This is a genomic window from Streptomyces sp. SCSIO 30461, from assembly GCF_037023745.1.
Classification (GTDB): Bacteria; Actinomycetota; Actinomycetes; order Streptomycetales; family Streptomycetaceae; genus Streptomyces.
In genome coordinates, this window is record NZ_CP146101.1 from 697,362 (window position 1) to 722,496 (window position 25,135).

26 protein-coding genes are annotated in these 25,135 nt (G+C 70.2%); 13 read left to right on the forward strand and 13 right to left on the reverse strand.

What is annotated here, in order from left to right; all coding sequences use genetic code 11:
• Positions 1 to 82 precede the first annotated feature (82 nt).
• Positions 83 to 1,726 carry a DNA repair helicase XPB gene (locus V1460_RS03310; protein ID WP_338672009.1) on the forward strand — a complete coding sequence of 548 codons (1,644 nt, stop codon included), beginning with the start codon at positions 83 to 85 and terminating at the stop codon, positions 1,724 to 1,726.
• Between the two features lie 37 nt (positions 1,727 to 1,763).
• Entirely contained in the window at positions 1,764 to 3,254 is a 1,491-nt protein-coding gene (locus V1460_RS03315) for a membrane-associated oxidoreductase (RefSeq protein ID WP_338672011.1), read from the forward strand.
• A 52-nt stretch (positions 3,255 to 3,306) separates the two neighbouring features.
• Here the strand turns inward: V1460_RS03315 and V1460_RS03320 are convergent, their stop codons facing one another.
• Positions 3,307 to 3,498, reverse strand: coding sequence for a hypothetical protein (locus tag V1460_RS03320; protein WP_338672012.1), 192 nt, complete (start codon positions 3,496 to 3,498; stop codon positions 3,307 to 3,309).
• A gap of 405 nt (positions 3,499 to 3,903) precedes the next feature.
• On the opposite strand from V1460_RS03320, the gene V1460_RS03325 reads away from it, so the two are divergent.
• Complete coding sequence (locus V1460_RS03325; protein WP_338677877.1) at positions 3,904 to 5,850, forward strand: UvrD-helicase domain-containing protein; 1,947 nt, start codon at positions 3,904 to 3,906, stop codon at positions 5,848 to 5,850.
• Between the two features lie 145 nt (positions 5,851 to 5,995).
• On the opposite strand, the gene V1460_RS03330 is transcribed toward V1460_RS03325, so the two are convergent.
• Both V1460_RS03330 and V1460_RS03335 read right to left on the reverse strand, forming a co-directional pair.
• Positions 5,996 to 6,694 carry a copper homeostasis protein CutC gene (locus V1460_RS03330; protein WP_338672014.1) on the reverse strand — a complete coding sequence of 233 codons (699 nt, stop codon included), beginning with the start codon at positions 6,692 to 6,694 and terminating at the stop codon, positions 5,996 to 5,998.
• A gap of 12 nt (positions 6,695 to 6,706) precedes the next feature.
• On the reverse strand, positions 6,707 to 7,078 hold the full coding sequence (locus V1460_RS03335) for a DUF6479 family protein (RefSeq protein WP_338672015.1): 372 nt from the start codon (positions 7,076 to 7,078) through the stop codon (positions 6,707 to 6,709).
• A gap of 172 nt (positions 7,079 to 7,250) precedes the next feature.
• Here V1460_RS03335 and V1460_RS03340 point away from each other — a divergent pair, with 172 nt between their 5' ends.
• A complete protein-coding gene (locus V1460_RS03340; RefSeq protein ID WP_338672017.1) occupies positions 7,251 to 7,898 on the forward strand; it encodes a hypothetical protein in 648 nt (215 codons plus the stop codon).
• Between the two features lie 25 nt (positions 7,899 to 7,923).
• On the opposite strand, the gene V1460_RS03345 is transcribed toward V1460_RS03340, so the two are convergent.
• Positions 7,924 to 8,247 carry a DUF4031 domain-containing protein gene (locus V1460_RS03345; protein WP_338672019.1) on the reverse strand — a complete coding sequence of 108 codons (324 nt, stop codon included), beginning with the start codon at positions 8,245 to 8,247 and terminating at the stop codon, positions 7,924 to 7,926.
• The gene (locus tag V1460_RS03350) at positions 8,244 to 8,600 is read right to left on the reverse strand and encodes a hypothetical protein (RefSeq protein WP_338672020.1); all 357 of its coding nucleotides are present in this window, start codon (positions 8,598 to 8,600) and stop codon (positions 8,244 to 8,246) included. The genes V1460_RS03345 and V1460_RS03350 overlap by 4 nt, the downstream gene beginning before the upstream one ends.
• Before the next feature lie 66 nt (positions 8,601 to 8,666).
• On the opposite strand from V1460_RS03350, the gene V1460_RS03355 reads away from it, so the two are divergent.
• A complete protein-coding gene (locus V1460_RS03355) occupies positions 8,667 to 9,611 on the forward strand; it encodes a MurR/RpiR family transcriptional regulator (RefSeq protein ID WP_338672022.1) in 945 nt (314 codons plus the stop codon).
• Between the two features lie 116 nt (positions 9,612 to 9,727).
• Entirely contained in the window at positions 9,728 to 10,684 is a 957-nt protein-coding gene (gene murQ / locus V1460_RS03360; protein WP_338672024.1) for an N-acetylmuramic acid 6-phosphate etherase, read from the forward strand.
• 168 nt (positions 10,685 to 10,852) lie between these two features.
• Here murQ and V1460_RS03365 read toward each other — a convergent pair whose 3' ends face one another.
• Positions 10,853 to 10,987: a hypothetical protein gene (locus V1460_RS03365; RefSeq protein WP_338672026.1), complete on the reverse strand. Its 135-nt coding sequence runs from the start codon at positions 10,985 to 10,987 to the stop codon at positions 10,853 to 10,855.
• 163 nt (positions 10,988 to 11,150) lie between these two features.
• Here V1460_RS03365 and thpR point away from each other — a divergent pair, with 163 nt between their 5' ends.
• On the forward strand, positions 11,151 to 11,720 hold the full coding sequence (thpR, locus tag V1460_RS03370) for an RNA 2',3'-cyclic phosphodiesterase (RefSeq protein ID WP_338672027.1): 570 nt from the start codon (positions 11,151 to 11,153) through the stop codon (positions 11,718 to 11,720).
• Positions 11,721 to 11,937: 217 nt separating this feature from the next.
• Here thpR and V1460_RS03375 read toward each other — a convergent pair whose 3' ends face one another.
• Both V1460_RS03375 and V1460_RS03380 read right to left on the reverse strand, forming a co-directional pair.
• Positions 11,938 to 12,927 (reverse strand): aldo/keto reductase, encoded by a 990-nt coding sequence (locus V1460_RS03375; RefSeq protein ID WP_338672029.1) that lies wholly within the window; start codon positions 12,925 to 12,927, stop codon positions 11,938 to 11,940.
• A 74-nt stretch (positions 12,928 to 13,001) separates the two neighbouring features.
• The gene (locus tag V1460_RS03380; protein ID WP_338672030.1) at positions 13,002 to 13,544 is read right to left on the reverse strand and encodes a MarR family winged helix-turn-helix transcriptional regulator; all 543 of its coding nucleotides are present in this window, start codon (positions 13,542 to 13,544) and stop codon (positions 13,002 to 13,004) included.
• A gap of 16 nt (positions 13,545 to 13,560) precedes the next feature.
• Here V1460_RS03380 and V1460_RS03385 point away from each other — a divergent pair, with 16 nt between their 5' ends.
• From V1460_RS03385 to V1460_RS03395, 3 genes are all read left to right on the forward strand, one after another.
• Positions 13,561 to 14,085, forward strand: coding sequence for a carboxymuconolactone decarboxylase family protein (locus V1460_RS03385; protein WP_338672031.1), 525 nt, complete (start codon positions 13,561 to 13,563; stop codon positions 14,083 to 14,085).
• A 421-nt stretch (positions 14,086 to 14,506) separates the two neighbouring features.
• The gene (locus tag V1460_RS03390; protein ID WP_338672032.1) at positions 14,507 to 15,649 is read left to right on the forward strand and encodes a hypothetical protein; all 1,143 of its coding nucleotides are present in this window, start codon (positions 14,507 to 14,509) and stop codon (positions 15,647 to 15,649) included.
• Between the two features lie 125 nt (positions 15,650 to 15,774).
• Entirely contained in the window at positions 15,775 to 16,482 is a 708-nt protein-coding gene (locus V1460_RS03395; RefSeq protein ID WP_338672033.1) for a class F sortase, read from the forward strand.
• A 124-nt stretch (positions 16,483 to 16,606) separates the two neighbouring features.
• Here the strand turns inward: V1460_RS03395 and V1460_RS03400 are convergent, their stop codons facing one another.
• Together V1460_RS03400 and V1460_RS03405 are read right to left on the reverse strand one after the other, a co-directional pair.
• Positions 16,607 to 17,044 (reverse strand): CBS domain-containing protein, encoded by a 438-nt coding sequence (locus V1460_RS03400; protein ID WP_338672034.1) that lies wholly within the window; start codon positions 17,042 to 17,044, stop codon positions 16,607 to 16,609.
• 69 nt (positions 17,045 to 17,113) lie between these two features.
• Entirely contained in the window at positions 17,114 to 17,326 is a 213-nt protein-coding gene (locus tag V1460_RS03405) for an antitoxin (RefSeq protein ID WP_338672035.1), read from the reverse strand.
• A gap of 134 nt (positions 17,327 to 17,460) precedes the next feature.
• Here V1460_RS03405 and V1460_RS03410 point away from each other — a divergent pair, with 134 nt between their 5' ends.
• Positions 17,461 to 17,745 carry a DUF2087 domain-containing protein gene (locus V1460_RS03410; protein WP_338672036.1) on the forward strand — a complete coding sequence of 95 codons (285 nt, stop codon included), beginning with the start codon at positions 17,461 to 17,463 and terminating at the stop codon, positions 17,743 to 17,745.
• Here V1460_RS03410 and V1460_RS03415 read toward each other — a convergent pair.
• On the reverse strand, positions 17,700 to 18,413 hold the full coding sequence (locus V1460_RS03415; RefSeq protein ID WP_338672037.1) for a GDSL-type esterase/lipase family protein: 714 nt from the start codon (positions 18,411 to 18,413) through the stop codon (positions 17,700 to 17,702). The two genes, V1460_RS03410 and V1460_RS03415, sit on opposite strands and share 46 nt — an antisense overlap.
• A gap of 69 nt (positions 18,414 to 18,482) precedes the next feature.
• Between V1460_RS03415 and V1460_RS03420 the strand changes: the two genes are divergently transcribed.
• Positions 18,483 to 19,493, forward strand: coding sequence for a WD40 repeat domain-containing protein (locus V1460_RS03420; RefSeq protein ID WP_338672039.1), 1,011 nt, complete (start codon positions 18,483 to 18,485; stop codon positions 19,491 to 19,493).
• Positions 19,494 to 19,829: 336 nt separating this feature from the next.
• Here V1460_RS03420 and V1460_RS03425 read toward each other — a convergent pair whose 3' ends face one another.
• Together V1460_RS03425 and serC are read right to left on the reverse strand one after the other, a co-directional pair.
• The gene (locus tag V1460_RS03425) at positions 19,830 to 20,495 is read right to left on the reverse strand and encodes a DUF4360 domain-containing protein (protein WP_338672040.1); all 666 of its coding nucleotides are present in this window, start codon (positions 20,493 to 20,495) and stop codon (positions 19,830 to 19,832) included.
• Between the two features lie 335 nt (positions 20,496 to 20,830).
• Positions 20,831 to 21,949, reverse strand: coding sequence for a phosphoserine transaminase (serC, locus tag V1460_RS03430; RefSeq protein ID WP_338672041.1), 1,119 nt, complete (start codon positions 21,947 to 21,949; stop codon positions 20,831 to 20,833).
• A gap of 200 nt (positions 21,950 to 22,149) precedes the next feature.
• On the opposite strand from serC, the gene V1460_RS03435 reads away from it, so the two are divergent.
• Complete coding sequence (locus V1460_RS03435) at positions 22,150 to 25,065, forward strand: FAD-binding and (Fe-S)-binding domain-containing protein (RefSeq protein ID WP_338672042.1); 2,916 nt, start codon at positions 22,150 to 22,152, stop codon at positions 25,063 to 25,065.
• Positions 25,066 to 25,135 lie beyond the last annotated feature (70 nt).

The window sequence follows — 25,135 nt, forward strand, 5'->3', positions numbered from 1 at the left end:
TGGACCGTCTGGCTCGGGGCGGCGCCCGGGCCGTGGCGGGTGTGCTGTCTGTCACGGGACGGTCCTATTTTCGGAGGTATGCGTGTCCTGCCTGATCGTCCAAAGTGACAAGACTCTGCTTCTCGAAGTCGACCACGACCAGGCCGATGCCTGCCGTCGCGCCATCGCGCCCTTCGCTGAGCTGGAGCGGGCGCCCGAGCACATCCACACCTACCGCGTCACCCCGCTCGGTCTGTGGAACGCCCGGGCCGCCGGGCACGACGCCGAGCAGGTCGTGGACGCCCTCGTCGAGTTCTCGCGCTACCCGGTGCCGCACGCGCTGCTGGTCGACGTCGCGGAGACGATGGCCAGATACGGGCGGCTCAGCCTGGTCAAGCACCCCACCCATGGGCTGGTGCTCACCACCACCGACCGGCCGGTACTCGAAGAGGTCCTGCGGTCCAAGAAGGTCCAGCCGCTGGTGGGTGCGCGGCTGGACCCGGACACGGTGGTCGTGCATCCGTCCGAGCGCGGTCAGATCAAGCAGACGCTGCTCAAGCTCGGCTGGCCCGCCGAGGACCTCGCCGGGTACGTGGACGGCGAGGCGCACCGTATCGACCTGGACGAGGCGGGCTGGGCGCTGAGGCCGTACCAGAAGCAGGCGGTCGAGGGGTTCTGGCACGGTGGGTCCGGGGTCGTGGTGCTGCCCTGCGGGGCAGGCAAGACGCTGGTGGGTGCCGGGGCCATGGCGCAGGCCAAGGCGACCACGCTGATCCTTGTCACCAACACGGTCTCCGCCCGGCAGTGGAAGCACGAACTGATCAAGCGGACCTCGCTCACCGAGGACGAGATCGGTGAGTACAGCGGGGCCAAGAAGGAGATCCGGCCGGTCACCATCGCCACGTATCAGGTGCTCACCACCAAGCGGAAGGGGATCTACTCCCACCTGGAGCTGTTCGACTCCCGCGACTGGGGGCTGATCGTCTACGACGAGGTGCACCTGCTGCCCGCGCCGGTGTTCAAGTTCACCGCCGACCTCCAGGCGCGCCGCCGACTCGGGCTCACGGCGACGCTGGTGCGTGAGGACGGGCGGGAGTCGGACGTGTTCTCGCTCATTGGGCCGAAGCGCTTCGACGCGCCCTGGAAGGAGATCGAGGCGCAGGGCTACATCGCGCCTGCCGACTGCGTCGAGGTGCGAGTCAATCTGACCGAGTCCGAGCGGCTGGCGTATGCCACGGCGGAGACCGAGGAGAAGTACCGCTACTGCGCGACCACCGACACCAAGCGCAGGGTGACGGAGGCGCTCGTACGCAAGCACCAGGGGCAGCAGACCCTGGTGATCGGCCAGTACATCGACCAGCTGGACGAGCTGGGCGAGCACCTCGACGCGCCTGTCATCAAGGGTGAGACGCCGAATTCTCAGCGCGAGAAGCTCTTCGACGCGTTCCGCAACGGTGAGATCTCGGTCCTCGTGGTGTCGAAGGTCGCCAACTTCTCCATCGACCTGCCCGAGGCCACCATCGCCATCCAGGTGTCCGGCACCTTCGGCTCCCGGCAGGAGGAGGCGCAGCGGCTCGGGCGAGTGCTGCGGCCCAAGGCGGACGGGCACAAGGCCCACTTCTACTCGGTCGTGGCGCGCGACACGATCGACCAGGACTTCGCGGCCCACCGGCAGCGGTTCCTGGCCGAGCAGGGGTATGCGTATCGGATCGTGGACGCCGACGAACTGATGGACGGCAACGTGTAGTTGACACCCGGATGGGGGCGGGACACCATCCGGTCCGATGGAGATCAGCGATCTGACGGATGCGGAGCGCCGCGTCTGGGAGGCGTTCCCGCACGACCTGGCTGTCGATTTCCGGGACGACCCCCAGGAGGACCCCGACGGGGGTGCCTCCTGGGGGCCCGAGCGGACCGTGCGCGCCGAGGTGCTGCGTGCGCTGCTGCTCGACGGGCCCTCGCGCGACGGGGAGATAGCCGGGCTGAAGGTGTGGGGTGCGCGGGTGACCGGGCAACTCGACCTCAAGTACGGGACGGTGGGGCACGGTATCCGGCTGCGCGCCTGCTACTTCGAGCAGGCGCCCGAGCTGTACGGGGCGACGGTCCGCGCACTGGTGCTGAGCGAATCGGTGCTGCCGGGACTCAGCGGCGGGGCGCTCCGCGCCGATCTGGTGCTGCGGTTGACGTGTTGCCGCATCACGGGTCCGGTGCGACTGTCCGGTGCCCAGGTGCGGGCGCTGTTCATCAACGGCGCCCGGCTGGGTTCGTCGGGCGCGCCGCCCGGCGAAGAGCAGTCGGATGGCGACGCCGTGCTGCACCTCAACCATGCGGCCTTCACCACCGATGTCTGGGCCGTCGGCCTCGTCGCACATGGTCAGGTGCGACTGAACGATGCTTCCGTGGGTGGCCAGGTCAACCTCGACGACGCCGAACTGCACGCGTCACCGGACGGGGACTACGCCCTGCACGCCGAGAACCTGTCGGTGGGCTCCGACCTGCGTGCCATGCGGCTGCGCTCCCATGGCGGTATCAATGTGAGCGGCTCCCGGATACCCCGCCAGCTCAACCTCGCGTACGCCCGGCTGTCCCACCCGGACGGTCAGGCCCTGCGCACCAGCAGCGCGGTGATCGGCGAACTGTGGCTGCGTGAGGCCGCCCCGATCGAGGGCATGGTGAACATGCGCCGTGCCCAGATCGACCTGCTGCATGTGCCGGCCGGTGTGTGGCCTGAGCTCATCAGGGTCGACGGCCTCGGCTACCGGGTGCTCGCGCCGCATCTCCCGCCCGAGGAGCGGTTGCCGCTGCTGGAGTGTGAGGAGGCCGGCTACCTGCCGTTCGGCTACGAGCAACTGGCCGCCGCGTACCGGACGGTGGGCGATGAGGCGGCGGCCCGTACGGTGCAGCTCGCGAAGCTACGTCGGCACCGGCGGACGCTGCCGCGGCTGGCCAGGTTCTGGGGGCACCTCCAGGACGTGACCGTCGGCTACGGCTTCCGCCCGATGAGGGCGGCCGGATGGCTGGTGGCGCTGCTGCTGGTGGGGAGTGCGGCGTTCGCGCTGGAACATCCGCCGCCGCTGAAGTCTGATGAGGCGCCGGACTTCAATCCGGTCTTCTACACCCTGGATCTGCTGCTGCCGATCATCGGATTCGGGCAGGAAGGGGCTTTCGCGCCGCAGGGTGGATACCAGTGGCTGTCGTATCTGCTGATCGTCACCGGCTGGATCCTGGCCACGACCACGGCGGCGGGCGTGAGCCGTTCGCTCAGACGTCAGTAGGTCCCGTGGGGCGACGCCCGCGACGATGCCGGTGAGGGCGGACGAGGCGTACTCAGCGGCGTCGGCGTGCGACCCCGGCCTCTTCGCCGTACTCGCCGAGGATGACGATGCCGACGGCCGCCTCCGCGAAGACCTTGACCGCTCGCAGCGCGTCGCCGAGTAGGTGGGAGTGACGGCTCGCGGCGCCCGTCGCGGTGGCGCCTCGGCCCGGGCCGGCGGCTGTGTGGAAGGTCGCTGTGCTCATGACTCCATGGTCGTGCTCTTGCGTCTTCGATACATCGGTCCAAGGTCCCGTCTCTTCGTGCGGACCTCTACCACTTTCGGCATACGTGGTCATTCCTGAGACGGGCACCCGACCCAAGGGGACTCCCAAGGGACCGGGGAGTGAATTCGTTCGACCCGCCCCCACGGGCTGGATAGAATCGCCGGTCTTGCCCGCCTCCCTCCGCGGAGAGCCGCCGTCCGGACGGAAACCGGTCGTGCAGTACCTGACGCCGTAGTTCACCGAGTACCGCTGTAGACGACACGTACCTTTGCCGCAGCCTCCGGAGGCAGTCCCGTGCCCGCGCACGATTCCGTCGATCACGCCCCTGACCCCCTTTCCCGCGAGCGCGCCCATCTGGCGGCGTCCCGCACCGCGCTCACCCGCATGCGGGAGGACGTCGAGTCCCTCGACATCCGCGATGTCACCGCGAACTGGGTCAACGCCGCCGTACTCGAAGCGCAGATCGAGGAGCGCGTCAAGGCGCTCGCGGATCACGCCCACACCCCCTTGTTCTTCGGGCGGCTCGACTATCTGCACACCACTCAGGAAGGGCAGAAGTTCTACATCGGCCGGCGGCACGTCCACGACGCCGAGGGCGACCCGATGGTGATCGACTGGCGTGCGCCGGTCTCCCAGCCGTTCTACCGGGCGTCCAAGAAGGACCCGCAGGACGTGTCCCTGCGCCGCCGTTTCGGCTACACCGGCGGCGACCTCACGGCGTACGAGGACGAGCACCTCACCGACCCGGCCGAGGCCGAGCGCACCAGCCTGCTGCTCCAGCGGGAGATCGAGCGTCCGCGCGTCGGGCCCATGCGCGACATCGTGGCCACCATCCAGCCCGAGCAGGACGAGATCGTCCGCTCGGACCTGTCCGGCACCGTGTGCGTCCAGGGCGGTCCCGGCACCGGGAAGACCGCCGTCGGACTGCACCGGGTGGCGTATCTGCTGTACGCGCACCGCGAGCGGCTCGCCCGCACCGGCACCCTCGTCATCGGGCCCAACCGCTCCTTCCTGCACTACATCGAGCAGGTCCTGCCCGCACTCGGTGAGCTGGAGGTCGCGCAGGCCACGGTCGAGGACCTCGTCGCACATGTGGAGGTGGGGGGCGAGGACGATGCGGAGGCCGCGATCGTCAAGGGCGACGCCCGGATGGCGGAGGTGCTGCGCAGGGCGCTCCGCTCCCATGTGGTGATGCCGTCGGAGTCCCTGGTGGTGGTGCGCGGCTCGCGCCGCTGGCGTATCCCGGCCTATGAGGTGGAGGAGATCGTCAGGGAACTGCTGGAACGGGACATCCGCTACGGCGCCGCCCGCGACGCCCTTCCGCAGCGCATCGCGCACGCCGTGCTCGTACGCATGGAGCAGGCCGGTGAGGCGCCGGACGACCGGGTGCAGGACGCGGTGGCCCGCAGCGCGGCCGTGAAGGCGGCGGTCAATCAGATCTGGCCCGCCGTCGACCCGGTGAAGCTGCTGCTGCGGCTGCTCTCGGACGCCGACTTCCTCGCCGCGCACGCGGACGGTGTGCTGACCGGCGACGAGCAGAAGACCATCTTGTGGCTCAAGCCGCCGCGCTCCGCCCGGAGCGCGAAGTGGTCACTGGCCGACGCCGTGCTGATCGACGAGGCGAAGGACCTGGTGGAGCGCACCCACTCGCTCGGGCATGTCGTCCTGGACGAGGCGCAGGACCTGTCCCCGATGCAGTACCGGGCGGTGGGGCGGCGGTGTACGACCGGTTCCGCGACGGTGCTCGGCGACCTGGCGCAGGGGACCACTCCCTGGGCCACCGCGAGCTGGGCCGAGGCGCTCGCGCATCTCGGCAAGCCGGACGCCGCGGTGGAGGAGCTGACGGCGGGCTTCCGCGTGCCGCGCGAGGTGATCGCGTACGCCTCGCGGCTGCTGTCGCACATGTCGCCCGGGCTGGCCGAGGTCCGTTCGGTGCGTGAGTCGCCCGGTTCCCTGGAGGTCCGGCGGTCCACGGGCGCGGCCGATGTGGTGGCCGCGTGTGCGGAGGCGCTGCGCCACGAGGGCTCGATCGGGCTGATCGCCGCCGACGCGCGTCTGCCGGAGTTGGCGTTGGCGCTCGCGGACGCGGGGATGCCGTATCTGTCGCCGGGTGCGGAGACGACGCCCGACGCACGGCTGACGCTGGTACCGGCATCGCTCGCGAAGGGCCTGGAGTACGACTACGTGGTGCTGGACGAGCCCGCGGCGGTCGTGGACGGCGAACCCGACGAACGCACCGGGCTGCGCCGCCTCTATGTGGCGCTGACCCGTGCCGTGTCGGGGCTTGTGGTCCTGCACGCGGCGCCGCTCCCGGCGCAACTCGCGGACTGAGGCGCCTGGCCGCAGTGGCCGCCGCCCTTACCGCATCCCTCGGACGCTCGTCACCCGGCGCCCCGCAGGCGGTCCTGACCGTTCTGACCGACTTCGGGCCGTTCGGGATTCGACCCGTCGCCCGGACACGGCGTCCGCCGCCCGGTCAGCCGTCCAGTGCCGCACGCCAGGCCCGGACGGCTGACCGGGCCACCGGCGCGGCCCAGCCGTCCGGCCGGGCCGCGCTGCCGATGTGGAAGGCGTCGAGACCTCCGGCGCGCAGCGCGGGGAGGTGTTCGAGGCGCAGGCCGCCGCCCACCATGATCCGTGCCTGGTAGCCCGGCCGTCCCTGCCGGGCTACCTCCGAGAGCAGGACCGGTAGCCCCTCGGACACGCCCGCCGGTGAGCCCGCGGTGAGGTATGTGTCGAGCCCCGGGATTTCGGCGAGGTGTCTGCGCAGTGCGTCCCGGTCCACCGCGCCGTCGATCGCCCGGTGGAACGTCCACCGGCAGCCCTCGATCTCGGCGGCGAGCCGTTCGATGGTCACCAGATCGGGGTTGCCCCGGGTGTCCAGGAAGCCCATGACGAACTCGTCGGCGCCCGCGGTCCGCAACCCCTGCGCCACGCGGACCAGCGCATCCACGTCCCGTGCGTCACCGGCCGTCAGCAGACCGCTGAGCCGCAGCATCACCCGCACCGGGATGTCCACCGCCGCGCGCACCGACGCGAAGGTGCCGCGGGTGGGAGTGATCCCGTCGGACGCCATGTCGGCGACCAGCTCGATGCGGTCCGCTCCCGCGGCCTCCGCCGCCACCGCGTCGAGCGCGTCGAGGGCGATCACTTCCAGGAGGGCGCGGTTGCCCATATGCCTCCCCACCTAGGGCGTGTTGGGGTCATCGCGTTCGCCGGGTTCACCGTGCGCGTCGGGCCCGGCGGGCTTCGCCGCCGGTTCGGCGGCGGTGGTGGGTACGGCATGGCTGCTGTAGGTCTTCATGTTGTACGGCAGCAGGTTCGCGCCGTCCGTGGGGAAGGCGTCGTCATCCGGCTCCCTGGCTTCCTCGATGTGCGTCGGGTGATCCGGTCGGACCGGCTGCTCCTCGGGGAGCGGCGGCTTCTGCTGGGCCCGGCGCCGCCCCTCGTACCACATGGCACCCGCGAGCAGCGCGATCAGGACGAGTCCGATGATGAAGGGGCCGATCCCGGCCAGCTGCGATGCGGCTGCCTGATCGGTGATCGTCATGGAGTTCATGTCTGCCTCCGGCCTTCACGTCGGCGCAACGGCAACAAGGAAACTGAGGACAACAGCAACAACGGCACAGGAGTCCGATATGCCCATTATCGTCCGATATGGCTGAAGTGGGCGAGAAGGGTGGCGCGGAAAGTGCTGCGGGAGGTGGGGGAGGGGCCGTGAGAATGGGGGCATGGCCGACCTCGATGATCTTCGTTCCCGCTGGTGCAGCGCTCTGCTCGCGGCCCGCGAGGACGCGTGTCTCCCCGATCCGTACCGCTATGCCGACAATCTGCTCCGTCGCTGGTCGGAGCCCCAGCGCAGGTACCACACCGTCGACCATCTGGCGGCTGTGCTCGGCCATGTCGACACCCTCGCCGCATACGCGGAGAACGCCGACCTCGTGCGTCTCGCCGCCTGGTTCCATGACGCGGTGTACGACCCGGAGCGTTCGATGAACGAGGAGCGCAGCGCGCGGCTCGCAGAGAAGGCCCTGCCCGAGGCCGGACTGGCGCGGCGGGACACCGAGGAGGTCGCCAGACTGGTCCGCCTCACCGTCAGCCACGCGGCCGAGGACGGCGACCGCAACGGCGCCGTCCTGTGCGACGCCGACCTCGCGGTCCTGGCGTCGGCGCCGGAGGGGTACGCCGCCTACGCCGCCGCCGTCCGCGAGGAGTACGGCTTCGTCCCGGACGAGGCTTTCCGCGTCGGACGTGCGGACGTGCTCCGGCATCTGCTCGCACTGCCCCGCCTCTTCCGTACGCCCCACGGGGAACGGGAGTGGGAAGCGGCTGCCCGGCACAATCTGGCTACCGAACTGGAACTGCTGGGGCCGGGGTGATCCGCGAGGGTGACCCGCGGGCGGCTTACTCGCCGTGGCTGCGGCCCTTGCCGTGGCCTTCCTGGCGGCCGTCGTCGAGGCCCTCGCCGCGACCGTGCTTGCGCCGCCGCAGTCCCGCCTGTGTGAGGCGGCGCACGAGCTCCTTCGAGCCGATCTCCACCGCGCCCGCCCGCACCGCGTCGGTGTAGCGGTGCGCGGGGATGTCGTAGTGGTCGCGCTCGAAGGCGCGCGGTGGGCAGCCGATGGCCTCGGCGAAGGCATGCAGCTCATCGAACGACGCGTCGCTGACCAGGTGCGACCACATACGTCCATGGCCCGGCCGGTTCGGCGGGTCGATGTAGACCGTCACGGCAGCCGGCCGACCGGGGCGACGATCACGCCCGCCTTGCCGCACACCCAGTGGGGGTCGGGGCCCAGCTCCGGTTCGACATCCAGCGCGTGGGGTTCGCCCGACACGCAGACCGGGCACAGCGGCCAACGTCCGTACCGTTCCAGCAGCGCGTCCTGGACGTCCTGGGCTATCAGCCCGGCGACGTATTCCGCTCCTTCCGGCCACTGCTCCACCCACCAGCGGCGGTGTGTGACCGCTTGCTCGACCATCGAGACGACTTCGGCATGGGCGACATCGCGAGCCGCGAGGTCGGCGAGCACGAGGGCGCGGGCCGCGTGCAGTGCCTGCTCCAGCGGTTCGACGTCGTTCATGGCGTCATTGTCCCCCGGGGCTGGGAGCGGTTGACGGGCCCCCGGCGCCGAAAATATCTTTCAGTGGTGACAGGTGATGTGAAGGAAACCTTCACCGAAGCGTCGGAGGCGCCGCCGTCTTCGCGGGTCGTGCCGGTCGCACCTGCCGCGCTCGCGGCGAAGGTGCGCATGCTCGGCCCTTCGATGACCCGCTCCATGCGGGCGGTCGCCGAGGCCGTCGCCGGCGACCCGGCCGGTTGCGCGGCCCTCACGGTCACCGCACTCGCCGTGCGTACCGGCACCAGCGAGGCCACCGTCGTCCGCACGGCCCGGCTCCTCGGCTATCCCGGCTACCGGGATCTGCGGCTCGCCCTCGCCGGTATCGCCGCCCAGCAGCAGTCGGGTCGCGCCCCGGCCGTCACGGCGGACATCGCCGTGGACGACCCGATCGCCGATGTCGTCGCCAAGCTCGCCCATGACGAGCAGCAGACCCTCGCCGACACCGCGGAAGGTCTCGACCCCGCCCAGCTCTCCGCCGCCGTGGGCGTGCTCGCCGGTGCGCGCCGTATCGATGTCTACGGTGTCGGAGCGTCCGGGCTGGTCGCCCAGGACCTCGCACAGAAGCTGCTGCGGATCGGCCTGATCGCGCATGCCCACAGCGATCCGCACCTCGCCGTCACCAACGCCGTGCAGCTGCGCGGCGGCGACGCGGCCGTGGCGATCAGCCACTCCGGCTCGACCGGCGACATCATCGAGCCGTTGCGGGTGGCCTTCGACCGCGGCGCCGCCACCATCGCCATCACCTGCCGGCCCGACGGCCCCGTCGCGCAGTACGCGGACCACATCCTGACCACCTCCACGGCGCGGGAGAGCGAGCTGCGCCCGGCGGCGATGTCGTCGCGCACGAGTCAGCTGCTCGTGGTCGACTGTCTGTTCATCGGTGTGGCCCAGCGTACCTACGACACGGCGGCGCCGGCCCTGTCCGCTTCGTACGAGGCGCTGGCGCACCGCCATGCACCGCGCAACCGCTGACCGCCGCCCCGGCCACCCCCCCCGAAGCCGAAACAGGTCCAGTCCCCGGTCCCGAGCCCCCAGCCCCGCCGTCTCCAGTGGCAACCCCCGTCGCATTCGAAGGAGTCGACTCGGTCATGACCTCCCCGTACGACGCAGAGGACGCAGAAGGCCTGGCGCAGGACATCGAGCAGCTCCGTGCCCAGCTCGCCACCCTCACCACCGAGGCGTACCGCCCCGAGCTGGCCGAGATCGACCGGCTGCCGACGTATGAGATCGCCCGAATCATGAATGGCGACGACCGGTCCGTTCCCGGCGCTGTGGCCGCGCAGCTCCCCGCCATCGTGGCCGCGATCGACGCCACGGCGGAGCGCATGGCCCGGGGCGGGCGGCTGGTCTACGCGGGCGCGGGCACGGCGGGCCGGATCGGTGTGCTGGACGCCAGCGAGTGTCCGCCGACCTTCAACACCGGACCCGACGAGGTCATCGGTCTGATCGCGGGCGGCTCCGATGCGCTGACGTGTGCCGTCGAGGGTGCCGAGGACTCGGTGGAGCTGGCGGTGCGGGACCTGGAAGGCATCGGTCTCGGCGCCGATGACACGGTGGTCGGAGTCTCGGCCTCCGGCCGCACTCCGTACGCCCTTGGGGCGGTCGAGCACGCCCGTGCCGCCGGGGCGCTGACGATCGGCTTGTCCTGCAACTCCGGCAGCGCGCTCGCCGCTGCCGCCGATCACGGTATCGAGGTCGTGGTGGGACCTGAACTTCTCACCGGGTCCACGCGTCTTAAGGCGGGTACGGCACAGAAGCTCGTGCTCAACATGCTGTCGACCATCACCATGATCCGCCTGGGCAAGACCTACGGAAACCTGATGGTCGATGTACGCGCCAGCAACGACAAGCTGCGTGCACGCTCCCGCCGGATCGTCTCGCTGGCGACTGGCGCGCCGGTCGAAGAGGTCGAGGCGGCGCTGACGGCGGCCGACGGTGAGGTGAAGCCGGCGATCCTCATGCTCCTCGCCGACGTGGACGCTCCGACGGCCACGGCCCGTCTCGACAAGGCGAGCGGCCATCTGCGGGCCGCCCTGCGTGAATGAGACGAGGCGGGTCGCCGGGGGTGAATCGCATATGCGTCCGAGATATTCGGTGCACACCTCTGTCGCGGCGGCGTGCTTCCTGCGCATCCTGAGCGCATCCTGCCACGGCGGGCCGGCCGTCCCTCCCGACCTCCCCACGGGAGGGTCGACGCCTGCCTCGGCGTTGGGCTACGCGGTCGTCGTGATCGCGGCCCGGCCCAACCTCAGCAGCCACTTCCTGGTCAGCTCCAGCAGCTGAGCGCGGTCGAGTCTGCCGTGGTCGGCGGCCAACGGGATCTTCGGCGCCGTCCATATGGTGTGCATCAAGCCGTTCCGATACGTGGGCGTGTATCCGGCGCTGAGGCGGGCGACAGGGCGCGAGTGGCGGGCGGGCACCGCCGAACGGGCCGCCGGACAGCGCGGACAGGCGGTGCGGACAGGCGGACAAAGGGTCTCCTCACCTCGGCGGGGCTGCCAGACTCGCCGTATGAGACTTTTCGCCGGCCTGGTGCCGCCCGCGGACGCCGTCAGCGAACTCAGCCGCGTCGTCGATCGCCTGCACACCCTGCCCGGCTCCGAAGGGCTGCGCTGGACGGGGCGTCCCGGCTGGCACTTCACCCTTGCCTTCATGGGGGAGGTCGACGAGTCGCTGCTGCCCGACCTGCGCGAGCGGCTCAGGCGTGCGGCACACCGCAGCGAGGCGTTCCCGCTGCGGCTGCACGGCGGCGGTCATTTCGGCCGACGGGCGCTCTGGGTCGGTGCGGCGGGCGGTATCGACGCCATGCGCATGCTGGCCGAGCGAGCGGACGCCGCGGCCCGGCGGGCAGGCGTGGCGATGGAGGAGCACCGCCGCTACCAGGCCCATCTGACCATTGCCAGGGCCCGCGCGGATGTGGACCTCGTGCCGTACGTGAACGAGCTGCACGCCTTTGAGGGCGCCCCGTGGGCTGTGGGCGAGCTGCTGCTGATCCGCAGCAACCTGCCGGGCGGCGGTGAACCTGGCGCCCAGCCGCGTTACGAGGTCGTCGGCAACTGGCCGCTGGGCTCCGGGGGCTGAGTGCGGGCGCTCCCGCTCAGGGCCCCGTGGGCGGATCACTCCGGCGCGCCGGTTACGCTCGAAGGGTGGACCCGAAGACCAGGAACCGGATCATGGCCGGTGTGCTCGTGCTGATGTTCGCGATCGTGGCGGTGGCAGCCGCGCTCGGCCGCTGACCGAGGCTGAGGACCGAGCGCGACTGCCAGTCGTGGCTCTCCGGGATCATCCCGGCTACCGGCTACCAGGCGAAGGCCTCCGGTGACGGCCCAGGTCCCGGGAAGATCTCGTCCAGCTGGCCCAGCAGGTCCTCGCTCAGCTTCAGCTCGACCGCGCGCAGCGCCGAAGCCACCTGCTCCACCGTGCGGGGCCCGACGATCGGCCCGGTCACGCCCGGACGGGTGAGCAGCCAGGCAAGAGCCACCTCGCCCGGAGCCAGCCCGTGCTTGTCCACCAGGTCCTCGTAAGCCTGCACCTTCTCCCGTACGGACGTGTCGGCGAGCGAAGCCGCGGAGCGCCCCTCGGATCGGCGCCCGCCCGCGGCCTCCTTCCTGATCACGCCACCGAGCAGCCCGCCGTGCAGCGGCGACCAGGGGATGACCCCGAGGCCGTACTCCTGGGCGGCGGGGATGACCTCCATCTCGGCGCGCCGCTCGGCGAGGTTGTACAGGCACTGCTCGCTGACCAGCCCGACCATGCCCAGCCGGGTGGCTCCCTCGTTGGCCTGGGCGATCTTCCATCCGGGGAAGTTGGATGAGCCGGCGTAGAGGATCTTGCCCTGCTTGATCAGTACGTCGACGGCCTGCCAGATCTCCTCGACCGGGGTGTCCCGGTCGACGTGGTGGAACTGGTACAGGTCGATGTGGTCCGTCCGGAGGCGCTTGAGGCTGGCGTCCACGGCGCGCCGGATGTTGAGCGCCGAGAGCTTGTCGTGGTTGGGCCAGGCGGCACCGTCCGCGCCCATGTTGGCGTAGCCCTTGGTGGCGAGCACGACCTTGTCCCGGCGGTCGCCACCCTGGGCGAACCAGTTGCCGATGATCTCCTCGGTGCGGCCCTTGTTCGCCCCCCAGCCGTAGGCGTTGGCGGTGTCGAGGAAGTTGACGCCCGCGTCGAGTGCGGCATCCATGATCGTATGGCTGTTCGCCTCGTCGGTCTGTGGTCCGAAGTTCATCGTGCCGAGGACGAGTCGGCTGACCTTGAGTCCCGTGCGTCCGAGCTGCGTGTACTCCATGGGCTCAAGCCAACTGCGTCAGGTCCGCTCGGGGCAAGGGTGCTCACCTGATCGCCGCCATCGGATCAGCCGTGTCACATGGCGCCGAACCAGCTCGCCGCGTCGAGCCGGAACGAGTCCGCCGCCACGACCGTCCGCAACCCGTCCTCCACCTGGGACAGCTGCTTCGTACCCAGGGCCATGGCCCACTCGGCGCGCAGTTCGTCGAAGACGGCCGCCGACCTGGCCAGGGCGTCCGCGCCGTGCGGGGTGAGGCGGATGGTCTTGCGACGGGCATCGGCGGGATCGTCGGTGCGCTCGGCGTACCCCAGCACGACCAGCCGGTCGACGGTCTTCCCGGCCGCCTGCTTTGACACCCCGAGACGCCGCCCCACCTCGCTCGCCGTGGGGTGGCCGCCTCCGGGTGCCGCGATCGCCTGGAGCGCGAAGCCGTATGCGGGCCTGAGGTCCGGATGACCCTGTCGTGCCAGCTCGCTGTGGAGACGGTCGATGAGGGTACGGAAGCCCGCGAAGAGGAGCAGGGGCAGCTCATAGCCCTTGCTGTTCGTGCCAGCCTTGCCCCCCTTGCCGAATTCGACAACCAGGTTTACTTTATTTTGGTCAACCATGTTGTCCATTCTAGGAGGGGGAGGCATGTTCACCGAGCACACCCTGGAGAGCGCTCCGCAGGCGGCCCGCAAGGCCCTGGAGACGGTGTCGGCCAACCTCGGGCATCTGCCCGAGGCGGTGTCAGCCGTGGCGCGACTCGCCGAGTCGCCCGAGCTGCTCACGGGATTCCTGCATGTCAGCGGGGCGTTCGAGCGTGGCACGCTGGAGCCGGTGGCTCGCGAGGTGGTCATCATGACCATCGCCGTGCGCAACGACTGTCATGTGTGCGTGGTGATGCACACGGGCAAGCTCCGTGCCCTCGGTGCGGACGAGCACCTGACTGCGGCGCTGTGCGAGCAGCGTCCGCTGCCCGATGAGCGCCTCGAAGGGGTGCGGCAGTTCACTCTCGCCGTTGTCGCCGCGGGCGGGGCCGTGAGTGACGATGAGCTGCGGCGGTTCCTGACGCTCGGCTACACGAAGCGCAACGCCCTGGAGGTCGTGCTCGGCATCGGGGCCTACACGATGTCCACGTACGCCAACCGTCTGACGGGCGCGGGGCTCGGGGACTGATCCCGCGGCACCGACCCGCGACACGCCGACGATCGGCGACACGCCAAGGTCCCGACGCAGCATCAGGTCATGCCGGACGGCGTGCTAGGCGATGGCGCCGGGCCTGCGAGCGGGGCGTTGCCGGGAATTCCCCGGTTATTCCGGGCTTCGTGGGCCCCCTGCCGGGGGTGGCGGAAGGCTGGGGGCGGGCTTCGGGGCAGGGCGCGCCCGTCGGTCCGGGTGAGGGGGTGCGGTTCGGGGGGCCGTCCAATGGGTGATTATCGGCCCGATCGCCACCCGAAAAGCCCACGGTGTAGCTCGAATGCGGCGTTCTCGAATGGTGCGTCCCCGGAATTCGGCTGACGGTGAAGGCAGTCGCTGCTGCGAATCGATGAGCTGATGATGTGTCGGCCGTCGCAGTCGCGGCGAAAGGAATGGATCCATGCGCTCTGCCCGCACCCTGTGGATTTCGGCCGCGGTCACCGCGGTCCTGTCGGTCACCGCTCCTGCCGCCTATGCCATCGCCGTCGCCGACGACCGTGGTGCCACCGGCGCCGCTTCCAGCCGCGATGGCGACTACGGCGACGACTACTCGAAGTCCGACTACGGCAAGGACGACTACGGCAAGGACGACTACGGCAAGTCCGACTACTCCAAGGACGACTACGGCAAGGACGACTACTCGAAGTCCGACTACGGCAAGGACGACTACTCGAAGTCCGACTACGGCAAGGACGACTACTCGAAGTCCGACTACGGCAAGGACGACTACTCGAAGTCCGACTACGGCAAGGACGACTACTCGAAGTCCGACTACGGCAAGGACGACTACGGCAAGGGTGGCTACGGCAAGGGTGGCTACGGCAAGGGTGGCTACGACAAGGGCGACAAGGGTGGCTACGACAAGGGCGACAAGGGTGGCTACGGCAAGGGTGGCTACGACAAGGGTGGCTACGACAAGGGCGACAAGCCCTCGGGTGGCGTCAAGACCGGTGGTGGCGCTCTTGCCGGTGTCGTAGCCGATGGCGACTGGGACAAGGGTGACCACGACAAGGGTGGCTACGACAAGGGTGGCTACGACAAGGGTGGCTACGACAAGGGCGACAAGGGTGGCTACGACAAGGGTGGTCACGGCAAGGGTGGCTACGACAAGGGTGGCTACGACAAGGGCGACAAGGGTGGCTACGACAAGGGCAACAAGCCTGACGGTGGCGTCAAGGCCGGTGGTGGTGCCCTCAACGGCGTCGTGAACAGCGATGACTGGGACAAGGGCGACAAGGGCGACTGGGACAAGGGTGGTCACGACAAGGGTGGCTACGACAAGGGCGACAAGGGTGGCTACGACAAGGGCGACAAGGGCGACAAGGGTGGCTACGACAAGGGCGACAAGGGTGGCTACGACAAGGGGGGCAAGGGCGATTACGGCAACGGCAACAAGCCTGACGGTGGTGTCAAGACCGGTGGCGGTGGCCTCGCCTCGAACGGCAGCGCTCTGGCAGCCGGTTCGATCCTGATGCTCGGCGGTGTGGGCGCTGCTGTGTACAAGCTGCGTCGCCGCAACGCCTCCGGTGGTGCCGGCGCCTGATACGGCTCGTCCCGCAGCCGTATCGCCGCGTTGTCGCGGCCACCGTCCGGAAACCGGACGGTGGCCGCGGCGCAGACGTCTTCCTGCCCCCGTCAGGCCGGTTCACAGCACAGAAAGGCGGACACATGACTTTCCGGCAGCCGTCCGATGAGCCGGCCCCGTCATTCATCGGGTCACTCACCTCTCTTCGGCAGGCCCTGTTGTGGCCCGCCGCCACCGTGGGTACGGGCGCGCTCCTTGTCTACGGCTCCTTCGACGCGTCCACGCTCCAACTCCAGCCGGCCCAGCCCGTTGTGGTGGTCACGCCCAGCCTCATCGGCCCCAACCCCCTCACGGCCAGTCCCCCCGCGGGTCCCGGGCCTGCCATGATCCGCTCCATCCCCCAGCGGATCTCGATCCCCACCATTTCCGTGAACGCGCCCTTCACCCCGTTGACACTTGCCGCATCGGGCCAGCTCAACGCTCCGCCGGCCAACGACAAGAACCTCGTGGGCTGGTACAACGGCGGTGCCACACCGGGCGAACGCGGCACGGCCATCGTCGCGGGCCACTTCGACACGAAGACGGGCCCGGCGGTGTTCGTGAACCTCAAGGCGCTCAAGAAGGGCAGCAAGGTCGAGGTCACCCGTGCGGATGGCAAGGTCGCCACCTTCAAGGTCGACTCTGTGGAGTCCTTCAGCAAGGCGAAGTTCCCCAGCGCCCGTGTCTACAACGACGCCCCGACCGCCCAACTGCGGCTGATCACCTGCGGGGGGCAGTACGACCACAAGGCCAAGGACTACAAGGAGAACGTGGTGGTCTTCGCTCACCTCGAATCCTCACGCAAGGCCTGACTCCGAGCGCCAACCCTTCGACGTGCCGACGCCGTTGACCGGGTCCGGCGCGGTCTGAGCGGCACCCGGACGCAGACGTCGTATGACGTGCACGTACGAGGCGCCGCCCTGACGGTGCCGGATGTCAGACGTTCGCGTACACGCGGGTGGCGAATTCCGCGATCTGCGAGTCCGTGAGGTTCTTCGCCAGATTCGCCTCCGTGATCATGCCGATGAGCTGGTGGCCATGCGCCACGTCGATCACCGGAAGGCGCTTGATCAGATGCTGTTCCATCATTGCGAGGGCTTCGTCGGCACCCGCGCCCGCGTCGATCCAGTGGAGTTCCCCGGCGAGTGAGCCCGCCTGGACGGTCGAGGGGTCGATGCCCTCAGCGCAGCACTGGACGACGATGTCGCGGTCGGTGATCAGGCCGGTGAGCCTGTTGTTGTCACCGCAGATGGGCAGACAGCCGACGTTCAGATCACGCATCATCCGCGACGCGTCACGCAGGGACTGGTGTGCGCCGATGCACTGGACGCCGCTGGTCATGATGTCGCGGGCGGTGAGCTGGTTCCGGGTCATGGTTCCCTTCCGTGCCCTTCCGCGCCCCTCCTGCCGTGAGCCGGTGAGCGCGGTGAGTCTGTGCGCTGGTCAGGGCTGCGGGGGCCGGTCCTGGCCGGGCTGGCCCGTCTGTCCCGGCTGCTCGCCGAGCTGCTGCTTGAGCTTGTCCTGGGCTGTGTCGACCTGCCTGCTGTACTTGCCCTGGGTCCGCTCGTCCACCGTGTCGCCGCCCTTGTCGATGCCCTGCGACGCCTGGTGCTCGTGGCCCTTCAGCATCTGCTTGATCTTGTCCATCATGGACATGGACGACCTCCCTGAGGTCTTGAGATGTGCCCCCCGCCTCCCAGGGTCACCCCCCGGCCGGTTGCCCGCACCTTCGCGGCCCGTCAGGGAAAACCCGTTGCCGCGCCGGTCGGCGGTGCTGGAGGCTTCCCGCCATGTCCGCCAATGACGTGGCCGCCCTCTTCTCGCATGGGCGGCTCACCACCATCCCCCGCAGGCCCGTTCGGCGTGAACAGCTGCTCAGACACCTCGCGCGCACCCTTTTCGAGACGGATCGCGACTACACCGAGTCCGAGGTCAACGACGCATTGCGCACGGTGCACGACGACGCCGCCGCGCTGCGCCGCTACCTGGTTGTCGCCGGACTGCTGGCCCGTACCAGGGACGGCCGCAGCTACGGCCGCGTCGCCGAGGCCCAGGGCTCGGCGACGGCCGAGTAGGGACCGCCGAGGCCCCACGCCTGGTGCATCGCGTCGGCGAACGCGCCCGCCAGCTTGTGCTCGCCCGAAGGACCGGGGTGGGTTCCGTCGTAGGTGTCGGTGTGGATGTCGTACGCGTCGGGCGTGGAGGACAACAGCAGCGGCGCGGTGTCGGTGTCCAGGTCGGCCACGGTCTTGGCGAGCAGCTCGTTGAAGCGCTCGCACTCGGCGGCGAAGGGCGCGTCCGCCAGCGCCCTGACGTTGGGGATGACGGGCAGCAGTACAGCCCTGACATGCGGGTTCGCGCTGCGGGCGGCGGCGACGAACCTCCGGACGTTGTCGGCCGTCTGGTCGCTGTTCGTGTAGAAGCCGAGGTCTATCAGTCCGAGTGAGACCAGCAGGACGTCCGCGCGTGACGTGCGCACCGCGTCCCCGATCAGCGGGGCCATGTGCAGCCAGCCCTCGCCCCAGCCGGCCAGGTGGCGGCGGGCGTGGGACGGGAAGTCCGGGTCGGCGTAGTCCGTCGAAACAGCGGCGTCGGCCATGGCGTCGTACAGCTCGCAGCGCGGGCCGACGATCTTGTACGGGCCACCGAACGACCGATTGAGGTGCTGCCACATCCGATAGCGCCAGGTGTAGTCGCCGGCGCGGCCGATGGTCATGGAGTCACCGACGAACATGAAACGCATGGGCCCCATCATCGCCGACCCCCGCGGGGCGCGGTCCTGGCCGGTGACGTGACGATGGACACTTGGGGCATGCGTTCGTTGCGTAGGACTGTGATCACCGCCGCTGCCGCCGTCTCGCTGATGGCTGCCGGCGTCGCCATGCCCGCGGTCGCCGCCGCCGACGACGGTGGGGGAGACTTCACGATCAAGGACCCCAGGATCACCGAATCCAGCGGTCTCGCCGCGAGCCGCGCCCACCCGGGCATCTACTGGACGCACAACGACCAGGACGAGCCCCGGGTCTTCGCTGTCGACTCGAAGACCGGCGAGACCGTTGCCACCATCACCCTCAAGGGTGTCGGCAAACCCCGTGACATGGAGGCGATCTCCGTCGGCCCGGACGGCGATGTCTACGTCGGCGACATCGGCGACAACCTGAACGGCAGCTGGGACCATGTCTGGATCTACCGCTTCGCCGAACCGAGCGAGCTGAAGGACGCGACCGTCCGCGCCACGCAGTACACCGTGCGGTACGCCGACGGGCCGCGCGACGCCGAGGCGCTGATGGTCCATCCGAAGACGGGACGGGTCTACATCGCCAGCAAGAAGGACGGCGGGGGAGGGCTCTACGAGGGCCCCGAGCGGCTCGTGTCAAGCGGGACCAACGTCTTCCGCAGGATCGGCGAGGTGCCATGGGTGACGGACGGCGCGTTCTCGCCCGATGGCAAGGAGCTGGTGTTGCGCTCCTACTTCAGCGCTCGCGGCTACGCCTGGACCGATGGCCGGCTCGGCGCCGACCACGCGGTCAGCGCTCCGCTGCAAGGGCAGTCCGAGTCGGTGACGTACACGTCCGACGGCAAGGCGCTGATGTTCGGCACGGAGGGGGAGCAGAGCGATGTCGTCCGCCGGGAACTACCCGGCAAGGGCGGCGACGGCGGGGGCGGGGCGGCCGACTCGTCGGGGGGCTCCGGGACCGGAGGTGCCTCCGGCACGGGCGGCGGTGACGTGAACGGGGAGCGACTGGCTGTGCCCGCCGGTCTGCTGGTCGCTGTGGCGGTGGTGGTGTTCGCGGTGCGGGCCAGACGGCGGGGTGGCCGGTAGAGCGACCCGCGCCGCGTCTCGACGGCCCCGCCTGCCCGCGTCCAACGGGCGGACGGCGCAACTCGGAATCGTGGCCTGTCGGGCCGGTGGCCCGGGGCGCCCGATCGGAAGCGCGTGGACAGCGTTCCGACGGCCGCCCCGAGCCCGCGCCATGTTTGCACGTGCCGTGGACCTCGGTCCGTGGAGCGGTGCTGTGCGATGCTCCGTTCAGCTCTGCGGGCTCCGTGCTCAGCACGCTGCTTCACCCGACTCGGGTCAGGGGGCGGGGGAGGCTCAGGCCCGGTCAGGCCCGGTCAGGCCCGGTCAGGCCCGGTCAGGCCCGGTCGGGTCTGCCGGTCAGGGCTCCGGGCACTCCTTCCAGGCCAGCTGGTAGACGGTGTTGATCTCACCGTCCGTCGAGTCCATCGTCATGAAGCTGACCGCCGACGGGCTGGACGTGCCGGCGCTCACCCGGAGTTCGGTGTTGATGTTGAAGTTGCGCTTCACACCGCAGGGAGCCCAGACCAGCTGTCCCCACTCGGTGGTGTCGGTGGCCTGCCAGTTGTCGTCGTACGGTCCGGCGAAAGCGTGGTTCCTCGCCGCCGTGTCCGGCGACCCCTGGAAGTAGTACGAGGCCTTCTGGATGGCGCTGGCGCCGGGCTGGAGGCTGGCATAGCCGCGGTAGTCCGCGCTGGCGACGGCGTAGGTGAAGCCCGACGGGACGTAGACGATCAGGTTGAGCTGGCAGTTCTTGCGGAAGTCGGTGGGGTCGGCGTTGCCTCCGACCTTGGCCAGATAGTCGCTGTAGGTGACCGTGAACGCGGTGTTGTCGGGAGAGACCGCGACGGCCGCCGTCCCCTCCTTGCACCCCGATCCGTTCACCGTGGCGATCTCGATGACGATCTTGTCGGGGGGCGCGACGATGCTGGAACTGGACGCGCTGGCGGCGCCGGCGTTGCCGGCGACGAGTGTGGAGGCGAGTACCGCTGTGACGGCGGCGCCGGTGCGTAAGGCACGGGGCATGCTGAGCGCTCCGATCGGTGATGGTGGTCGGTGGCCTGTCGATGGTGCATGTGGTGCACCTGGTGCACCACGTGGTCCGGTAGGCGTACCGGGTGCACGCGGTGAACCGTGGGGGGTCCAGCCGATCCCATGACGCGGGTGTCTCGCTGCGTCGGATCGCTGCCGATCGTAGGGAGGGCGCACGGAGCCCGATAGGGCGGATATCAGCCGTACGCACACGCGGCCTGCACGCCACCTACACGCATCCGGCACCGCGTACGCACGCCGGATGCGTCGAAACGCAGGCGAGGGCCCGGCCGTCACGGCCGGACCCTCGCCTGGAGCAGCGTCGCCGCCTACAGCTTCTCGATGACGTGGTCGACGCAGGCCGTCAGCGCCTGCACGTCCGCCGGGTCGACAGCCGGGAACATCGCCACGCGCAGCTGGTTGCGCCCCAGCTTGCGGTACGGGTCGGTGTCCACGATCCCGTTCGCCCGCAGCACCTTCGCGATCGCCGCCGCGTCGATGTCGTCCGAGAAGTCGATGGTTCCGATGACCTGGGACCGCTTGGCCGGGTCGGTGACGAACGGCTCCGCGTACTTCGACTCCTCGGCCCAGCCGTAGAGCGCCCGCGCGGAAGTCGCCGTGCGGCGAACCGCCCAGTCCAGCCCGCCCTGACCGTTGATCCACTTCAGCTGCTGGTCGAGCAGGAAGAGGGTCGACAGGGCGGGGGTGTTGTACGTCTGGTTCTTCCGGGAGTTGTCGATCGCCGTCGGCAGGCTGAAGAACTCCGGGATGTGCCGCCCGGACGCGTGGATCCGCTCGGCGCGCTCCAGCGCGGCGGGCGAGAACACACCGATCCACAGGCCGCCTTCGGAGGCGAACGACTTCTGCGGGGCGAAGTAGTAGACGTCTGTCTCGGCGATGTCGACCGGCAGTCCACCCGCCCCGGACGTGGCGTCCACCAGTACCAGCGCACCATCGTCGGCACCGGCGACCCGCTTGAGCGGGGCTGCGACACCGGTCGAGGTCTCGTTGTGGGTGAAGGCGTAGACGTCGGCGCCCGCCTCGGCACGCGGCTCCGGGTGCGTACCCGGAGCCGATGAGATCACGGTCGGCTCGGCCAGCCAGGGGGCCAGCTTCGCGGCCTTGGCGAACTTCGAGGAGAACTCGCCGAAGGTGAGGTGCTGCGACTTGTTCTCGATGAGACCGTGCGTCGCGATGTCCCAGAAGGCGGTGGAGCCGCCGTTGCCGAGGATCACCTCGTAGCCGTCGGGGAGCCGGAACAGCTCGGACACGCCCTCGCGTACCGAGCCGACCAGGTTCTTGACCGGGGCCTGGCGGTGGGACGTACCGAGCAGAGACGTACCGGTGGCGGCCAGGGCGTCCAGCGCCTCCGTCCGCACCTTGGAGGGGCCTGCGCCGAAACGGCCGTCGGCGGGCTTGATGTCAGCGGGAATCTGGATATCGGCCACGAGCCGGAGCCTAGTCGGTACTGCCAGGTCGCAGGGGCTGGTGTCCGGCGGATGAGACAAGCGGTCACAGGCCGGGACGGGCGGTGCGCGAGGGAGGGACCGCGGGCGGCACGCATGCGCGGGTTCACTCGATCGTGCGGGCGGGAAGGCGTGAGCGGGGGCAGGCTGGGTGCATGGCGGCGAGGTGAGGAGGAAGGCCGATGACGGGCCTTGAGCGGGACCGCGGGGCGCCTGAGCGTGGTCGCACGGCGTGGGAACGCGGCCTCAGGACGCCGAATCACGATGTCACGACGCTGGAACGCGACCTGGGTGCGGCGCTGAGCGGCGGAGTGGACTTCAGCGCCACCGCGCGGGCGCTGATGACCATGGACGCCTCCAACTACCGCCGTGTCCCGGATGCGGTCGTCGCCCCGTGCGACGTGGACGACGTCGCCGCCGCGCTGGCCGTCTGCCGCGACCACGGGGTGCCGGTGGTGCCGCGCGGCGCCGGGACGTCGATCGCGGGGCAGGCCACGGGCACGGGCGTCGTACTCGACTTCACCCGCCATATGAACACCGTGCTGGACATCGATCCCCGCTCACGTACGGCGGTGGTCCAGCCGGGCGTGGTGCTCGACGTGCTGCGCGCCGCCGCGGAAGTCCACGGTCTGACGTTCGGCCCCGATCCCTCCACCCACAGCCGCTGCACGCTCGGCGGCATGATCGGGAACAACGCCTGCGGCTCGCACTCCGTGGCCTGGGGGACCACCGCCGACAACGTGCGTGAGTTGTCGGTGGTGACCTACGGCGGCGCCCGGCTGCGCCTCGGCCGCGGAGCCGGACCCGACACCCCGGGGACCGCGCCGAACGGGCTGCGGGAGCTGGTCGAACGCCATCTGGCACTGTTGCGTACCGGATTCCCCCAGGGGCTGCCGCGCCGTATCTCGGGCTACGCGCTCGACGCCCTGCTGCCCGAGAACGGCGCCGACCTCGCCCGAGCCTTCTGCGGCAGTGAGGGCACGCTGGCGGTGCTGACGGAGGCGACCGTGCGCCTGGTCGAGTCCCCGCCGCACCGGGCGCTCGCCGTGCTCGGATACGCGGACGAGTCCGCCGCCGCCGACGCGGCCTCCGGCCTGCTGCCCTTCGAACCACTCACCGTGGAAGGCATGGCGGCTGACCTGGTGCCCGACCCGGGCGTACGGGGCCTGCTGCCTCGGGGCGGTGCCTGGCTGTTCGTGGAGACGGGCGGCACCGCAGCCGCCGAGGCCCGGGCGCATGCCGAGCGGGTCCTGCGCGGCGCCGACGCGCTCGACGGCACCGTGGTCACCGATGCGGCCGGGCAACGGACGCTGTGGCGGGTGCGGGAGGACGCGGCCGGCACCGCGACCCGGATGCCGGACGGCTCGGAAGCCTGGCCCGGTTGGGAGGACTGCGCGGTGCCACCGGCCCGACTCGGCGGATATCTGAGGGACTTCAGGGCGCTGCTGGCGCAGCACGGCCTGCGCGGCACGCCGTACGGACACTTCGGCGACGGCTGTATCCACGTCCGGATCGACTTCGACCTGTTGAGCGGGCCGGGCGTGCGCCGCTTCCGCGCCTTCTCGGAGGACCTGGCCGGGCTCGTGGCGGCACACGGCGGCTCGCTGTCGGGTGAACACGGCGACGGGCAGGCGAGGGCGGAACTCCTGCCGCGGATGTACGGAGCCGAACTGAGCGACCTCTTCGCCCGGTTCAAGGACCTGTGGGATCCGGCGGGCGGGCTCAATCCGGGGATCCTGGTCCGGCCCGCGCGGTTGGACGAGAACCTCAGGTTCGATGTGCTGCCGAGGACGCCGGTGGATGTGCGGTTCGGCTACCCGCAGGACGGCGGGGACTTCGCTGCAGCGGTGCGGCGTTGTGTCGGTGTCGCCAAGTGCAGGGTGGAGAGCGGAGGCCCAGGTCCGGGGGTGATGTGCCCCTCGTTCCGGGCGACCGGCGACGAGCAGCATTCCACACGTGGACGCGCCCGGCTGCTGCACGAGATGCTGGCCGGTGAGGTGGTGACGGACGGCTGGCGTTCCCGGGAGGTACGGGACGCGCTCGATCTGTGCCTGTCATGCAAGGGCTGCCGCAGTGACTGCCCGGTCGGCGTCGACATGGCCACGTACAAGGCGGAGTTCCTGCACCACCACTACGCGGGCCGACGGCGTCCCGCCGCGCACTACACCATGGGCCGCCTGCCGCAGTGGTTGCGCGCCGCCGCCCCGTACGCCCCTGCGCTCAACGCGGCGGCCAGGATCCCGCCGCTGGCGGCACTGGTGAAACGCCTGTCCGCAGTGGCGCCGGAGCGGGACCTGCCGACCCTGGCGCGCCGCACCTTCACCGACTGGTGGCGCCGCACGGGTCCGGGGCAGCGCACGCGGACGGAGCAGCCAACGGGGACGGGCCTCGTGCTGTGGCCCGACACCTTCACCGAGTACCTCTCGCCCTCGGTGGGCCGTGCGGCGGTCGCCGTGTTCGAGGCCGCCGGTCTCGACGTGTCCCTGCCGCCGGGCCGGGTCTGCTGCGGACTGACCTATGTCTCGACCGGCCAGCTCGACCGCGCCCGCACCGTGATGCGCGGCACTCTGGACACCATGACCCCGGTCCTGGAACGCGGAGACGGGCCGGTGGGCGTCGTCGTGCTCGAACCGAGCTGTGCGGCCACGCTCAGGACCGACCTGCCCGAACTGCTCCCCGGGGACCCTCGCGCCCGGACGCTGGCCGGCTCCGTGCGCACCTTCGCGGGAGCCCTGGACGAGTACGCCCCCGACTGGATCCCGCCCCGTGTCGACCGCCCGGTCGTCGGCCAGACCCACTGCCACCAGCACGCGATCCTGGGCGAAGCCCCCGAACGCCGCCTGCGTGAAAGCGCGGGCCTCATCGGTGAACTCAGCGGCGGCTGCTGCGGCCTCGCGGGCGATTTCGGCTTCACCCGCGGCCATTACGCGGTGTCGGTGGCCTGCGCCGATGACCAGTTGCTGCCGTCGGTCCGGGCCGCGGCGGACGACGCGGTGCTGCTCGCGGACGGCTTCTCCTGCCGTACGCAGCTGGAACAGCTGGCGGGTCGTAGGGGGCGGCATCTGGCCGAGGTCCTGGCGGAGGCGCTCGACCGGTGAACCGGCGCCTGGAACTCGGCGCCCCGTGGCGCGGGCCCGTATCAAGTCCGATGTCCGGGCAAGTGCCGCG

Coding starts and splice junctions, on each gene's coding strand:
- V1460_RS03315 (WP_338672011.1), top strand. CDS start 1,764: ATGGAGATCAGCGATCTGACGGATGCGGAGCGCCGCGTCTGGGAGGCG.
- V1460_RS03320 (WP_338672012.1), bottom strand. CDS start 3,498: ATGAGCACAGCGACCTTCCACACAGCCGCCGGCCCGGGCCGAGGCGCC.
- V1460_RS03325 (WP_338677877.1), top strand. CDS start 3,904: ATGCGGGAGGACGTCGAGTCCCTCGACATCCGCGATGTCACCGCGAAC.
- V1460_RS03330 (WP_338672014.1), bottom strand. CDS start 6,694: ATGGGCAACCGCGCCCTCCTGGAAGTGATCGCCCTCGACGCGCTCGAC.
- V1460_RS03335 (WP_338672015.1), bottom strand. CDS start 7,078: ATGAACTCCATGACGATCACCGATCAGGCAGCCGCATCGCAGCTGGCC.
- V1460_RS03340 (WP_338672017.1), top strand. CDS start 7,251: ATGGCCGACCTCGATGATCTTCGTTCCCGCTGGTGCAGCGCTCTGCTC.
- V1460_RS03350 (WP_338672020.1), bottom strand. CDS start 8,600: ATGAACGACGTCGAACCGCTGGAGCAGGCACTGCACGCGGCCCGCGCC.
- murQ (WP_338672024.1), top strand. CDS start 9,728: ATGACCTCCCCGTACGACGCAGAGGACGCAGAAGGCCTGGCGCAGGAC.
- V1460_RS03365 (WP_338672026.1), bottom strand. CDS start 10,987: ATGCACACCATATGGACGGCGCCGAAGATCCCGTTGGCCGCCGACCAC.
- thpR (WP_338672027.1), top strand. CDS start 11,151: ATGAGACTTTTCGCCGGCCTGGTGCCGCCCGCGGACGCCGTCAGCGAA.
- V1460_RS03375 (WP_338672029.1), bottom strand. CDS start 12,927: ATGGAGTACACGCAGCTCGGACGCACGGGACTCAAGGTCAGCCGACTC.
- V1460_RS03380 (WP_338672030.1), bottom strand. CDS start 13,544: ATGGACAACATGGTTGACCAAAATAAAGTAAACCTGGTTGTCGAATTC.
- V1460_RS03385 (WP_338672031.1), top strand. CDS start 13,561: ATGTTCACCGAGCACACCCTGGAGAGCGCTCCGCAGGCGGCCCGCAAG.
- V1460_RS03390 (WP_338672032.1), top strand. CDS start 14,507: ATGCGCTCTGCCCGCACCCTGTGGATTTCGGCCGCGGTCACCGCGGTC.
- V1460_RS03395 (WP_338672033.1), top strand. CDS start 15,775: ATGACTTTCCGGCAGCCGTCCGATGAGCCGGCCCCGTCATTCATCGGG.
- V1460_RS03400 (WP_338672034.1), bottom strand. CDS start 17,044: ATGACCCGGAACCAGCTCACCGCCCGCGACATCATGACCAGCGGCGTC.
- V1460_RS03405 (WP_338672035.1), bottom strand. CDS start 17,326: ATGTCCATGATGGACAAGATCAAGCAGATGCTGAAGGGCCACGAGCAC.
- V1460_RS03410 (WP_338672036.1), top strand. CDS start 17,461: ATGTCCGCCAATGACGTGGCCGCCCTCTTCTCGCATGGGCGGCTCACC.
- V1460_RS03415 (WP_338672037.1), bottom strand. CDS start 18,413: ATGCGTTTCATGTTCGTCGGTGACTCCATGACCATCGGCCGCGCCGGC.
- V1460_RS03420 (WP_338672039.1), top strand. CDS start 18,483: ATGCGTTCGTTGCGTAGGACTGTGATCACCGCCGCTGCCGCCGTCTCG.
- V1460_RS03425 (WP_338672040.1), bottom strand. CDS start 20,495: ATGCCCCGTGCCTTACGCACCGGCGCCGCCGTCACAGCGGTACTCGCC.
- V1460_RS03435 (WP_338672042.1), top strand. CDS start 22,150: ATGACGGGCCTTGAGCGGGACCGCGGGGCGCCTGAGCGTGGTCGCACG.